The 13,633-nt window shown below is 55.9% G+C and carries 12 protein-coding genes, 1 rRNA gene and 1 riboswitch; of the genes, 4 read left to right on the top strand and 9 right to left on the bottom strand.

The window, feature by feature from the left end; all coding sequences use genetic code 11:
- Positions 1-17: 17 nt before the first annotated feature.
- A 16S ribosomal RNA gene (locus AOY23_RS21045) occupies positions 18-1,559 on the bottom strand.
- A gap of 564 nt (positions 1,560-2,123) precedes the next feature.
- On the opposite strand from AOY23_RS21045, the gene purH reads away from it, so the two are divergent.
- Together purH and purD are read left to right on the top strand one after the other, a co-directional pair.
- The gene (purH, locus tag AOY23_RS21040; RefSeq protein ID WP_054181199.1) at positions 2,124-3,713 is read left to right on the top strand and encodes a bifunctional phosphoribosylaminoimidazolecarboxamide formyltransferase/IMP cyclohydrolase; all 1,590 of its coding nucleotides are present in this window, start codon (positions 2,124-2,126) and stop codon (positions 3,711-3,713) included.
- 15 nt (positions 3,714-3,728) lie between these two features.
- On the top strand, positions 3,729-5,018 hold the full coding sequence (gene purD, locus AOY23_RS21035; RefSeq protein ID WP_054181180.1) for a phosphoribosylamine--glycine ligase: 1,290 nt from the start codon (positions 3,729-3,731) through the stop codon (positions 5,016-5,018).
- Here purD and zraR read toward each other — a convergent pair.
- Both zraR and zraS read right to left on the bottom strand, forming a co-directional pair.
- Complete coding sequence (gene zraR / locus AOY23_RS21030; protein WP_054181181.1) at positions 5,015-6,349, bottom strand: sigma-54-dependent response regulator transcription factor ZraR; 1,335 nt, start codon at positions 6,347-6,349, stop codon at positions 5,015-5,017. The two genes, purD and zraR, sit on opposite strands and share 4 nt — an antisense overlap.
- The gene (zraS, locus tag AOY23_RS21025; RefSeq protein ID WP_054181182.1) at positions 6,346-7,737 is read right to left on the bottom strand and encodes a two-component system sensor histidine kinase ZraS; all 1,392 of its coding nucleotides are present in this window, start codon (positions 7,735-7,737) and stop codon (positions 6,346-6,348) included. Before zraS ends, zraR begins: the two co-directional genes overlap by 4 nt.
- Before the next feature lie 254 nt (positions 7,738-7,991).
- On the opposite strand from zraS, the gene zraP reads away from it, so the two are divergent.
- Positions 7,992-8,438 carry a zinc resistance sensor/chaperone ZraP gene (gene zraP, locus AOY23_RS21020; RefSeq protein ID WP_054181183.1) on the top strand — a complete coding sequence of 149 codons (447 nt, stop codon included), beginning with the start codon at positions 7,992-7,994 and terminating at the stop codon, positions 8,436-8,438.
- Between the two features lie 2 nt (positions 8,439-8,440).
- Here zraP and AOY23_RS21015 read toward each other — a convergent pair whose 3' ends face one another.
- The 6 genes from AOY23_RS21015 to nudC form a co-directional block, all read right to left on the bottom strand.
- Entirely contained in the window at positions 8,441-9,133 is a 693-nt protein-coding gene (locus tag AOY23_RS21015; RefSeq protein ID WP_054181184.1) for a DUF1481 domain-containing protein, read from the bottom strand.
- A 12-nt stretch (positions 9,134-9,145) separates the two neighbouring features.
- Positions 9,146-9,418 carry a nucleoid-associated protein HU-alpha gene (hupA, locus tag AOY23_RS21010; protein WP_006816568.1) on the bottom strand — a complete coding sequence of 91 codons (273 nt, stop codon included), beginning with the start codon at positions 9,416-9,418 and terminating at the stop codon, positions 9,146-9,148.
- Positions 9,419-9,604: 186 nt separating this feature from the next.
- Complete coding sequence (locus AOY23_RS21005; protein WP_054181185.1) at positions 9,605-10,195, bottom strand: YjaG family protein; 591 nt, start codon at positions 10,193-10,195, stop codon at positions 9,605-9,607.
- 45 nt (positions 10,196-10,240) lie between these two features.
- Positions 10,241-10,909, bottom strand: coding sequence for a deoxyribonuclease V (gene nfi, locus AOY23_RS21000; RefSeq protein WP_054181186.1), 669 nt, complete (start codon positions 10,907-10,909; stop codon positions 10,241-10,243).
- A 9-nt stretch (positions 10,910-10,918) separates the two neighbouring features.
- On the bottom strand, positions 10,919-11,983 hold the full coding sequence (hemE, locus tag AOY23_RS20995; protein ID WP_054181187.1) for a uroporphyrinogen decarboxylase: 1,065 nt from the start codon (positions 11,981-11,983) through the stop codon (positions 10,919-10,921).
- A gap of 40 nt (positions 11,984-12,023) precedes the next feature.
- Positions 12,024-12,797 (bottom strand): NAD(+) diphosphatase, encoded by a 774-nt coding sequence (gene nudC, locus AOY23_RS20990; RefSeq protein ID WP_054181188.1) that lies wholly within the window; start codon positions 12,795-12,797, stop codon positions 12,024-12,026.
- Positions 12,798-12,896: 99 nt separating this feature from the next.
- Here nudC and AOY23_RS20985 point away from each other — a divergent pair, with 99 nt between their 5' ends.
- Entirely contained in the window at positions 12,897-13,409 is a 513-nt protein-coding gene (locus tag AOY23_RS20985) for an Rsd/AlgQ family anti-sigma factor (protein ID WP_054181189.1), read from the top strand.
- Between the two features lie 45 nt (positions 13,410-13,454).
- Positions 13,455-13,572, top strand: a riboswitch (TPP riboswitch).
- Positions 13,573-13,633: the final 61 nt, after the last annotated feature.

Raw genomic sequence — 13,633 nt, 5'->3', positions numbered from 1 at the left:
AGGCAGGTTCTTTCAGGTAAGGAGGTGATCCAACCGCAGGTTCCCCTACGGTTACCTTGTTACGACTTCACCCCAGTCATGAATCACAAAGTGGTAAGCGCCCTCCCGAAGGTTAAGCTACCTACTTCTTTTGCAACCCACTCCCATGGTGTGACGGGCGGTGTGTACAAGGCCCGGGAACGTATTCACCGTGGCATTCTGATCCACGATTACTAGCGATTCCGACTTCGTGGAGTCGAGTTGCAGACTCCAGTCCGGACTACGACATACTTTATGAGGTCCGCTTGCTCTCGCGAGGTCGCTTCTCTTTGTATATGCCATTGTAGCACGTGTGTAGCCCTGGTCGTAAGGGCCATGATGACTTGACGTCATCCCCACCTTCCTCCAGTTTATCACTGGCAGTCTCCTTTGAGTTCCCGGCCGGACCGCTGGCAACAAAGGATAAGGGTTGCGCTCGTTGCGGGACTTAACCCAACATTTCACAACACGAGCTGACGACAGCCATGCAGCACCTGTCTCACGGTTCCCGAAGGCACATTCTCATCTCTGAAAACTTCCGTGGATGTCAAGACCAGGTAAGGTTCTTCGCGTTGCATCGAATTAAACCACATGCTCCACCGCTTGTGCGGGCCCCCGTCAATTCATTTGAGTTTTAACCTTGCGGCCGTACTCCCCAGGCGGTCGACTTAACGCGTTAGCTCCGGAAGCCACGCCTCAAGGGCACAACCTCCAAGTCGACATCGTTTACGGCGTGGACTACCAGGGTATCTAATCCTGTTTGCTCCCCACGCTTTCGCACCTGAGCGTCAGTCTTTGTCCAGGGGGCCGCCTTCGCCACCGGTATTCCTCCAGATCTCTACGCATTTCACCGCTACACCTGGAATTCTACCCCCCTCTACAAGACTCAAGCCTGCCAGTTTCGGATGCAGTTCCCGGGTTGAGCCCGGGGATTTCACATCCGACTTGACAGACCGCCTGCGTGCGCTTTACGCCCAGTAATTCCGATTAACGCTTGCACCCTCCGTATTACCGCGGCTGCTGGCACGGAGTTAGCCGGTGCTTCTTCTGCGGGTAACGTCAATTGCTGCGGTTATTAACCACAACACCTTCCTCCCCGCTGAAAGTACTTTACAACCCGAAGGCCTTCTTCATACACGCGGCATGGCTGCATCAGGCTTGCGCCCATTGTGCAATATTCCCCACTGCTGCCTCCCGTAGGAGTCTGGACCGTGTCTCAGTTCCAGTGTGGCTGGTCATCCTCTCAGACCAGCTAGGGATCGTCGCCTAGGTGAGCCGTTACCCCACCTACTAGCTAATCCCATCTGGGCACATCTGATGGCATGAGGCCCGAAGGTCCCCCACTTTGGTCCGAAGACGTTATGCGGTATTAGCTACCGTTTCCAGTAGTTATCCCCCTCCATCAGGCAGTTTCCCAGACATTACTCACCCGTCCGCCGCTCGCCGGCGGGAAAGCAAGCTTTCCCCCGCTGCCGCTCGACTTGCATGTGTTAGGCCTGCCGCCAGCGTTCAATCTGAGCCATGATCAAACTCTTCAATTCAAGTTTGATGCTCTAAGAATTAAACTTCGTAATGAATTACGTGTTCACTCTTTGAGACTTGGTATTCATTTTTCGTCCGAAGACGTTAAGAATCCATGTCACTCCGAGTGCCCACACAGATTGTCTGATAAATTGTTAAAGAGCAGTTGCGACGCGGCTTACAGCGCACTGTCGCGAGGTGGCGTATATTACGCTTTCCTCTTTCAGAGTCAACCCTGAATTTCAGCGTTTTTCTCTTCCGACGTCTCGTCGCTGTGTGATGTTGTTCACAAGCGCCGTGTCGATGGAGGCGCATTATAGGGAGTTCTCTGCAGCCCGCAACAGAAAAATGACACAAAAATGACTGATTGCTGCATTCCCCAGCAAAACCCCGGGTTATACCTGTTTACACACAAACTTATCCACAACGCCGAGAAAAAATGAAAATTCGCGAGCGTCGCGCAAACGTTTTCGTTACAATGCCGCGCTAAACGAAAGATGCCTGGTCAGGCGCGTTAGTTGAGTTTTTTTATGGAAAATTCACCTAACGCTCTCTGTAATGTTCAAATCCTGGGGATTTATACCATGCAACAACGTCGTCCAGTCCGCCGCGCTCTGCTCAGTGTTTCTGACAAGGCCGGTATCGTCGAATTCGCACAGGCACTTTCCACTCGTGGTGTGGAGCTACTGTCCACCGGCGGCACCGCGCGCCTGCTGGCAGAGAAAGGCCTACCGGTGACTGAAGTCTCTGACTACACCGGTTTTCCGGAAATGATGGATGGACGCGTTAAAACCCTGCACCCGAAAGTTCATGGTGGCATCCTGGGTCGTCGCGGTCAGGATGACGACATCATGGCGCAGCACGCCATTTCTCCGATTGATATGGTCGTCGTTAACCTTTACCCCTTCGCCCAGACCGTCGCGCGTGAAGGCTGTACGCTGGAAGACGCGGTGGAGAATATCGATATCGGCGGCCCGACGATGGTGCGCTCCGCGGCCAAAAACCATAAAGATGTCGCCATCGTGGTGAAAAGCAGCGACTACAGCGCCATTATTAAAGAGATGGATGCCAACGAAGGTTCTCTCACCCTCGCGACCCGTTTCGACCTGGCGATTAAAGCCTTCGAGCACACTGCCGCTTACGACAGCATGATCGCCAACTACTTCGGCAGCCTGGTGCCGGCTTACCACGGCGACACCGACGCCCCGTCCGGCCGCTTCCCGCGTACCCTCAATCTGAACTTCATTAAGAAGCAGGATATGCGCTATGGCGAGAACAGCCATCAGCAGGCCGCCTTCTATATAGAAGAGAATGTGAAAGAAGCGTCTGTGGCGACAGCGCAACAGTTGCAGGGCAAAGCGCTCTCGTATAACAACATCGCCGACACGGATGCCGCGCTGGAATGTGTGAAAGCGTTCAGCGAACCGGCGTGTGTGATTGTGAAACATGCAAACCCGTGCGGTGTCGCCGTCAGTGATTCCATTCTGGACGCCTACGATCGTGCCTATAAAACCGACCCGACCTCAGCGTTTGGCGGCATCATTGCGTTCAACCGCGAGCTGGATGCGGAAACCGCGCAGGCCATTATCTCCCGTCAGTTCGTCGAAGTGATAATCGCTCCAACGGCCTCTCTGGAAGCCCTTAAAATCACCGCCGCAAAACAGAACGTCCGCGTCCTGACCTGCGGTGAGTGGGCAGCGCGCGAGGCGGGTCTGGATTTCAAACGCGTCAACGGCGGTTTGCTGGTTCAGGACCGGGATCTGGGCATGGTAACCGAAGCCGACCTGCGCGTGGTGACCAAACGTCAGCCGACCGCCCAGGAGCTGCGTGATGCGCTGTTCTGCTGGAAAGTAGCGAAATTCGTTAAATCTAACGCCATCGTCTATGCGAAAGAGAATATGACTATCGGCATTGGCGCGGGCCAGATGAGCCGCGTTTATTCAGCTAAAATTGCAGGCATTAAAGCCGGAGACGAAGGGCTGGAAGTGAAAGGGTCAGCGATGGCGTCGGATGCATTCTTCCCGTTCCGTGATGGTATTGATGCCGCAGCGGCTGTCGGCATCACCTGCGTTATCCAGCCGGGCGGTTCCATTCGTGATGACGAAGTGATCGCCGCCGCCGATGAACATGGTATCGCGATGATCTTCACCGACATGCGCCACTTCCGCCATTAATCCACGGAGCAGAGAATGAAAGTATTAATCATCGGAAACGGCGGGCGCGAACACGCGCTGGCGTGGAAAGCCGCGCAGTCGCCTCTGGTTGACACCGTGTATGTCGCCCCGGGCAATGCAGGCACCGCACTGGAGCCTGCGCTGCAAAACGTCGCCATCAGCGCGACGGATATCCCGGCGCTGCTGAGCTTTGCGCAGAACGAAAAAATCGGCCTGACCATCGTCGGCCCGGAAGCGCCACTGGTGATTGGTGTGGTGGATGCGTTTCGCGCCGCTGGTCTGACGATTTTTGGCCCGACCGAAGGCGCCGCGCAACTGGAAGGCTCAAAAGCGTTCACGAAGGATTTCCTCGCTCGTCATAATATCCCCACGGCGGAATACCAGAACTTCACGGAAGTGGAGCCTGCACTGGCTTACCTGCGTGAAAAAGGCGCGCCAATCGTCATCAAAGCAGACGGTCTGGCAGCGGGCAAAGGGGTGATCGTGGCGATGACGCTGGAAGAGGCGGAAGCCGCAGTCAACGATATGCTGGCAGGCAATGCGTTTGGCGACGCCGGGCACCGCATCGTTATCGAAGAATTCCTCGATGGCGAAGAAGCCAGCTTCATTGTGATGGTGGACGGTGAGAATGTGCTGCCGATGGCCACCAGCCAGGATCACAAACGCGTGGGTAACGGCGATACCGGACCGAATACCGGCGGTATGGGCGCTTACTCGCCTGCGCCAGTGGTGACCGACGAGGTCCACCAGCGCACGATGGAGCGCATCATATGGCCAACCGTGCGCGGCATGGCGGCGGAAGGCAATACTTACACCGGTTTTCTCTATGCGGGTCTGATGATCGACAAGCAGGGCAACCCGAAGGTGATTGAATTCAACTGCCGTTTCGGCGACCCGGAAACTCAGCCAATCATGCTGCGTCTGCAATCTGATCTGGTAGAACTGTGTCTGGCAGCGTGTGACGGCAAACTGGATACGAAAACCTCACGCTGGGATCCGCGCGCCTCGCTTGGCGTGGTGGTCGCTGCCGGTGGTTATCCGGGCAGCTATCGCACGGGCGACATCATTCACGGCCTGCCGCTGGAAGAGGTTGCTGACGGTAAAGTCTTCCACGCGGGCACCCGCCTCTCTGATGACGATCAGGTGCTGACCAGTGGCGGACGCGTACTGTGCGTGACGGCACTCGGCGAGACGGTAGCGCAGGCGCAGAAAAGAGCTTATGAATTACTGCACGATATCCACTGGGACGGCAGTTTCTACCGTAACGACATCGGCTATCGTGCCATTGCACGCGAGAAGAACTAGCGGCTTAGTTTTGCCAGCAGCGTTTTACGCGTGATCCCCAACTGACGGGCGGCTTCAGTTTTGTTGCCGCCCGTTTTTTCCAGCGCCGCCAGAATCACCTCTTTTTCCACTTCCACCAGCGGTTGAATCGCGGTTTCTTCGGTGTCATCGGCCTCCGGCACGACGGTGCTGGCAATCGACAGCGGCAGTTCTCTTTCTGAAATATACTCGCCGGTTAATAACACCACCGCACGCTCAACGGCGTTTTCCAGTTCACGAATGTTTCCCGGCCAGGAATAGTGGATCAGCAAATCCATTGCCTGCGGCGTAAAACCTTTGACTGTTTTACGGTTTCGCTCGCCGTAGCGTTGCAGGAAGTGTTCGGCCAGCAGCGGGATATCTTCCCGGCGCTGGCGCAGCGGAGGCATCTCAATGGTCACAACGTTCAGGCGATAGTAAAGATCCTGGCGGAAACGCCCCGCGGCCACCTCTTCCGCCAGATTGCGGTGCGTTGCGGCAATCAGCCTGGCGTCGATGGCGATCGTTTTGTTACTGCCGACGCGCTGCACTTCGCGCTCCTGAATGGCCCGTAGCAGCCGGACCTGCATTAACGGGGAGATATCGCCGATTTCATCCAGAAACAGGGTGCCGCCCTGCGCTTCCTCAAAACGGCCTTCACGACGTTTATCCGCGCCGGTAAACGCGCCCTTCTCGTGACCGAACAGTTCTGATTCCAGTAATGATTCATTCAGCGCGGCGCAGTTAAAGATCACCAGTGGCTTATCCCGGCGCCCGCTGCTGGCGTGTAAGGCTCTGGCGACCAGTTCTTTACCGGTACCGGATTCGCCGCAAATCAGCACTGTGGCATCCGAAGGCGCCACCAGCGCGATCTCATTTAACAGCGTCTGCATCGCCGGGCTCTGCCCTACCATGCCAGATTGCACGGCGGAAACCGGTGACGACGTGACCGACGGTTGATGCGTATGGGCCAGCGCACCGGCGATGGTCTCCTCCAGGCGGTCGAAATCCAGCGGTTTCGTCAGATAATCCAGCGCGCCGGACTTAATCGCTTCCACGGCAGTTTCAACGCTGGAGAAGGCGGTCATGATCAGGATCGGAATCGCAGGATTGTAGGCTTTGATCTCTTTTAACGTTTCAATTCCATCCATTTCCGCCATCCGAATATCGCACAGCACAAGATCGAAAATACGCTCCCGCACCTGTTCCAGCGCCTGCCGCCCGTTGTACGACAGCACAACGTCGTACCCCCATCCCCGGAGCAGCGCCTGTAATATCGTGCAGTGGCTGATGTCATCATCAACAACGAGAATACTGACCTTCGTACGAGTCATCCTTGCCTGTCCTTCTGTGATGCGTTCATCGGCAGAAACAGCGTAAAGACGGCGCCTTCACCTGCGATGCTTTCAACCTGAACCGTCCCGCCGTGCTGTTCAATAATGTTTTGTACCACCGCCAGCCCAAGCCCGGTACCGTCGGCTTTGGTGGTGAAATAGGGAGTAAAAATCGCCTCCAGCTGTTCCGGCGCGATCCCTTTCCCGCTGTCGCTGACCGTGATTTTCAGCCGCTGGCCATCGCTCTCGCTGGCATCAATGGAAAGGGTGCCGTCGCGACCGATCGCCTGAATCGCATTCAGATACAGATTCAGCAGCACTTGCGTCAGCCTGTCCGGATCGGCCTGAATCGGCCGCAGTTCGGGGCGGGCGTGAAATTGTAGCTCAATGTCCCGGCTCTTCGCGTCCTGACTCACCAGTTGCAGCGAATGGGTGATCAGCGCATTGACGTCAACCGCTTGCAGGGAAAGATGCGGCGGACGCACCAGCTCCAGCAGCTCGCTCACCACCCGGTTCAGCCTGTCGGCCTCTTTCGCCATCACCTGCGCCAGCGCGTGAGATTCGCTGTCTGACGGCGCGCGTTCGGCAAAATATTTCGCTATGCCCTTAATGGATGAGAGCGGATTACGGATCTCATGCGCGACGCCCGCCGCGAGATGCCCCAGCGCCGTCAGTTTCTCTTTGCGTTTGTTCGCCTCCTGCAACAGCAGCCATGAGCGCTGATAACGTCGAAACCAGAACAGCGCGGAGACCGTGGCGAACAGCACCACGCCTGCGGCGCAGAGCATGATGATCATGTTTCGCCGCTCTCTCGCCAGCGTCGCGTCCAGTTCGCTGGTGTCCAGGGCAATGAAAATCACCTGTGGCCCGCGGGCAACAACATCACTCATGCCGTGTCGGGACATCATGCGCATGTGGTGCCTGCCCGCGGGATTCTGCGGGCGAAACTGCCGATAAATCTCCAGCGCCGGTTCAGGTGTGGTGATCCGCCGCCAGCGCTCCTGCTCACCGATACTCAGTTCGCGCATCGTGGCGGCGGAATACAGCGTTTTACCGACCTGTTGCGGATCGCTGTGCGCGGTGATCCGCCCCGCATCGTCCGTCACCGCAAACCACAATACGCCGGGCTGCCAGGCCATCTCTTCCAGCAGCGCCTGTAGCTGCATTTGATGCATTCGCATGCCCATGCCGACGCGCGTCCCTGACTCCAGCGCGCGGATTAATACGCTCCCTTTTTCCTCCAGGTTCTGCCGTGCGGCGGTATTTTCCCGCGCATAGTCGCGAACAATCAGCACTGAGAACAGGCCAATCAGCAGCAGCGTCAGGCCCGCCAGCAATCCGCTTAACCAGCTGGCGGCCGATCCTTTCGGTAAACGCATCAGGCTCATGAATACTTCCTTTACATTGATGTTCTCCCCTGTGCAGCAGAAACCATGCCACTTTTGCTGGCGGATAACTTTGTCTTCAGGCATATCCCGGCCCTTTTGCCGGGTAAAAATGACCCGCCTGCGATGCCCTGGCGAGTCATTTTTACTCGTTGCGTCTGTCTTCTCCCTTGAACGCCCCTGTCTCTGCGGGGTTTTTGCGCCTGGCATGGAAGATGCAAATAAGGAGATGAATGGTTCAATAAGGAGAAAAGACGATGAAACGAAATAAAGGATTCACCCTCGCACTGATCGCTATCGCCACGCTGACGATTGGCAGCAGCGCAGCACTGGCCCAACCCGGCTACGGCATGGGCGGTCAGGGTTACAACCAGCTGACGCCAGAGCAGCAAACCACGCTGCAGAAATTGCATAACGATTACTACACGCAGACCAGCCAGTTACGTCAGCAATTGATGTCAAAACGCTATGAGTATAATGCACTGATCACCGCCAGCTCGCCGGACAGCGCGAAAATCGAGTCCGTAGCGAACGAGATGGCAACGCTGAATCAGCAGCTCGACCAGCAGCGCGTGAAGTTTGATATTGCGTTAGCGGAATCCGGCGTGCCGCGCGGTGCCGGAATGGGTTACGGCGGTTGTGGCGGCGGAATGCATCGTGGCGGCGGTCACATGGGCATGGGTATGGGCATGGGCCGCTGGTAATCTCAGAAGGTTTTTTCCTGCGGCTGCCAGGTACAGAAGTCTTCGTTTGCCACTAACAGCAACTGAGACCCTTCCGGCGCCTCAAGCCAGGCGACGCTCACTTCCAGAGAAGAGTGGTTCTGGCGGCGCTGAATGCGCGATAACGCCCATGCTTCAAGGTCAGGCTTCACCGTCTGGCCTTCACAGGTAGTGACCGTTTGATCGGCATGCCAGCGACCCTGGCGCAGCACCACACGCCCGTGACGCAGCGCGTCACTGGTCAGACGGAGTTGCTCTGCCCGGAATTTGTACAAGGCGATTTGATCGCTGGAAAGCTGCTGTTTCTGCCCGTCCACTTCACGTTGCATAAAGCTGAGTTCGCCGTGATCGTCGAAACGGGCGCGAATGTGTTCGGGCGTCTTGCTGTAGATGTTGAGTTCAATCAGCGTCAGCGTATCGCCCTGCCAGCGGTATTCGCTGGTTGAGGTGTTTCCGCTTCGCCAGGGGCTGAAAGCGGCAAGGAGATGGGTCTCGCCGTCGGCATCTTTACGCCACAGGCGTACCGCGCCCTGATCATCCGCGTAACCACTGGCGGTAAACGGCGGAAGCGAGGAGTCATGACTACAGGCTGACAGCAACAGTACGCCCGTCAGCGTCAGCACACGACGCCAGAGGGACAAAAGGGGCGAAACCGCCCCTTCGATAAAACTGTTCACTGCCACGCTGTCTTACTTAACTGCGTCTTTCAGTGCTTTACCAGAAACAAATGCCGGTACGTTAGCTGCGGCGATTTTGATTTCTTTACCGGTCTGCGGGTTGCGGCCAGTGCGCTCAGCGCGGTGGTTCACTTTGAAGGTACCGAAACCAACCAGTTGTACAGCATCACCTTCTTTCAGAGACTCAGTAATAGCAGCCAGGGTGGATTCCAGAGCAGATTTTGCCTGTGCCTTTGACAGATCAGCCTTGTCCGCAATTACATCAATCAGTTGAGTCTTGTTCATAAGTTATCCTTACAATGTGTTTATCGCTTGCTAAGCATCGAGTGCGACGGATATGCCTTAAGAGCACTCTCCTGCATATACGCACCGATAGCCACTTTTTTTCGCCCTCCAAATGTAGACCAGACGGGGGGCAGATGTGAAGCCTTCAGGCACGACAAATCACGCGGTAAATCACGTTTTGTCGTCTCATTGCTTAAAATTTATACCAATATTGCTCTCGCCAGCTTCGCGGAGGTCTGCACGGAGCCCTTTTATCAGTTCCAGGTCGCGTTCTTCGCAGTCCGCAAGCAGACGAAAAATTTCCCATTGGATATCCCATTCCTGTTCTACCGCCGGGTTTTCTTTCAGTTCTTCGTCGGTCATTTCACGACCGGCCTGGGTCATTTCCAGCATCGCTACTGTGGTGATGGACGTTTTACTGACTTCGACCGCATGCTCCAGCGTTTCACCACTTAAACGCGAGTGCACCAGTTCGCTTAACGCCACACAGGCATCGATAGCCGGATAGACACCATACATATCGTAGTCGTCCGCCGCCGGAATCGCCTCTTCCAGCTTCTCAAGCTGGCTGTCGAAGTTCACCTTCGCCTCTTTTACCGTCAGCGTTTCCCAGATTAAATCGAGAATACGGCGGTAAAGATGCGGATCGCCAAACTCCGTCTCCTTGCAGAACATCGCGTAGTTCGGATACATGCGTTCGCACAGGCAGGCCATAAACGTCGTGTGCTGCCAGCTTTCCAGCTTCTCCAGACGCAGATGAATGGGGTTTTGTAACATGATGTCATCCCGGATTCGAAAATTAGCGGCAGTGTACCTGAATCATCACTGAATTTCCTGCCAACGAACAAACGCCGGGCGGCCCGACGCAACGGCGTCAGCCCAGCGTGTCGGTTCCGGCAGACGGTAACCGCGCATGCAGCGTTGCACCCATTCCAGCGCGCTGTCGATGCTGACGCGGTGGCCGGTTGACACAAAGAGCGGATTACAGCGGATCTTGCTGCGCCACACCCACGCCAGTTGCTCGCCTTTATCCATCAACGGCGCCAGCGCACCGGGCTCTGGCGACAGCGGTTCAAATTTACCGCACAGGCGTTTTTTCGCCACGCCAATGGTCGGCACATCCACCAGCAGGCCAAAATGGCTGGCAACGCCAAGGCGACGCGGATGCGAGATACCGTGACCATCCACAAACAGCAGATCCGGTTTTTGCGAAAGCTGCGCCCAGGCCGCGCTCAGCGCCGGGGTTTCACGGAAGGAGAGAAAGCCAGGAATGTAAGGCATGGTGGTGGCGACGCGCGCCACCTGATGTTCGATAAGCTCAAGCGAAGGATACTTCAGCAGGATGATGGCCGCGCGAGTGACTTCGCCGCCCTGCTCAAACCCCACGTCAGCACCCGCGATCAACGTCGGAGGATCCTTATCTAAACGATCCTCGTGGATCACGGATGAGGCCAGTTCACGTTGTTGCGCGCGTAGTGACGCGAGATCCATAACGGCTCCTTACTGATGATACGGCTCAGAAAGTCGATGCACCGCCTCCACAAACACGCCAGCGTGCTCTGGCGGAACATCCTGATGAATGCCATGGCCGAGGTTGAACACATGCCCTTCGCCATGCCCGAAGCCCGCGAGGATCGTGGCAACCTCTTCCTCAATGCGCACCGCCGGGGCGTACAGCATTGACGGGTCCATATTGCCCTGCAGCGCGACTTTATCGCCCACGCGACGGCGCGCGTCTGCAATATCGGTCGTCCAGTCCAGCCCGAGCGCGTCACAGCCAGTTTCGGCCATCGCTTCCAGCCACTGACCGCCGCCTTTGGTGAACAGCGTCACCGGCACGCGCTGCCCGTCGTTTTCACGCAGCAGGCCATCAACGATTTTGTGCATGTAGTAGAGCGAGAACTGCTGATAGTCGCGACCAGTCAGCACGCCGCCCCAGGTATCGAAAATCATCACCGCCTGCGCGCCCGCTTTAATTTGCGCATTCAGATAAAGGGTGACACTTTTTGCCAGCTTATCAAGCAGCGCATGCAACGCCGCGGGATCGGCGTACATCATTTTTTTGATAACGGTAAAGGCTTTGCTGCTGCCGCCTTCCACCATGTAGGTCGCCAGCGTCCACGGACTCCCGGAGAAACCGATCAGCGGCACCTGGCCTTTCAGCTCGCGGCGAATGGTGCGCACAGCGTTCATGACATACCCCAGTTCCTGCTCAGGATCAGGAATCGGTAATTTGTCGACATCCGCTTTGCTCTTCACCGGTGAGGTAAAACGCGGCCCTTCGCCCGCTTCGAAATAGAGCCCGAGGCCCATCGCGTCCGGCACGGTGAGGATGTCCGAAAAGAGGATCGCCGCATCCAGCGGATAACGACGCAGCGGCTGAAGCGTCACTTCGCAGGCCAGTTCGGCGTTCTTGCATAACGACATAAAATCGCCCGCTTGCGCGCGAGTGGCTTTGTATTCCGGCAGATAACGGCCCGCCTGTCTCATCATCCATACCGGGGTGACATCAACGGGCTGGCGCAGCAGCGCACGCAGATAACGATCGTTTTTCAGTTCGGTCATTTTGCAGTTCCTTTATGCGTCAGGCGCTCAGTGTAACACGTCAGTAATCATCATCCCGGCACAATGCCACGGTATCTTCAATCAGGCGGCGGGCAACGGTTCCCGGTGGCGGCAACAGTGGCAAATTGTCATAGCGATACCAGTTCGCTTCGAGCAGCTCTTTGGGATCGATAACGATGTCGCCACTCTCATACTCCGCCATAAACGCGGTCATTAACGACTGCGGGAACGGCCAGGGCTGCGAGGTCACATAACGCAGGTTTTTGACTTTTATCCCGCTCTCTTCCATGACTTCTCGCGCCACCGCCTGCTCCAGCGTTTCCCCCACCTCAACAAATCCCGCCAGCACGGTATGAATGCCGCCGCGGTGACGGGTGTGCTGCGCCAGAAGGATGGAATCGTCACGGCGAATGGCGACGATGATGCAGGGGGCAATTTGCGGATAATAGCGTTCCCGGCAATGGCTGCACAGCATCGCCCATTCGGTTTTGCTGGGGTGCATCGTGTGCCCGCAGTAACCACAGAATTTATGCGAGCGGTAAAATTCAGCCAGTTGTACGCCGCGCCCGGCCAGTTGAAATAGCCCGACATCCTGATCAATCACCTGACGTACCGATCCCATATCATAGCGGCGATTTTGCTGCACCAGCCAGACGGGATCGTCCTGCCATTCCCCGATCTGCATCGCGGTCTGCCCGACCAGATCGTATTTTTCCGCCTCGCCGTAAGGCAATTCTCCCGCGGGGAGCCATAATTTCTGTTCATGGCTGATGATCCACCAGCCACGATCTAATTTTTCAATTATACGATCCATATCTATTGCACTACCTTGGCTTCACTGGCAATTTGATAACATAGTTTTTACATTTCCCGGGTGAGCAGTTTTTTTACTTTTAAACTTGCGGAGTCAAACATGCTAAACCAGCTAGAAAGCCTGACGGAACGCGTTGGCGGAAGTAATCAGTTTATCGATCAATGGCTGCACGTACGTAAGCATCTGCTCGTTGCTTACTATAATCTGGTTGGCATCAAGCCTGGCAAAGAATCGTATATGCGGTTGAACGAAAAAGCGCTCGATGATTTCTGTCAGAGCCTGGTGGACTACCTCTCCGCCGGACATTTTAAAATTTATGAACGTATTATCCGTGAACTGGAAGCAAATAGCCCACATTTAGAGGCAACAAAACTCTATTCGCGGCTGGAAGCCAACACTCAGCAGATCATGGATTATTACGACTCCAGCCTCGAAAATGCCATCGATAACGACAACTATCTGGAATTCCAGCAATCGTTGTCCGGCATTGGCGAAGCGCTGGCCGCGCGGTTTATGCTGGAAGATAACCTGATTGTGCTGGCGCAGAACAATCAGCAAAATCCTGTTGCCAGTGACGCCAGCAATGTCGAAAGCCCTCGCTTGAGTTCTTAAGCATTAACGAGTAGTTTACATAATGATCCCCTCTTCAGTGAGGGGTGCTTCTTGTCGGAGTGCCCAGTGTTGAAAATGAAAAACACGGGCTGAGACCGTTTATTCGGGATCCGCGGAACCTGATCAGGCTAAAACCTGCGAAGGGAACAAGAGTAATTCGCCACAGGCGGTCGCCCTTTCGGGCAATAATCACCATTACTCCCTCCGTCGTCTGACAAGCCACG

It is taken from the genome of Trabulsiella odontotermitis, from assembly GCF_001297775.1.
Lineage (GTDB): Bacteria > Pseudomonadota > Gammaproteobacteria > Enterobacterales > Enterobacteriaceae > Trabulsiella > Trabulsiella odontotermitis.
The sequence above is the reverse complement of the archived record's forward strand: the minus strand, read 5'-3'. Positions and strand labels throughout refer to the sequence as shown.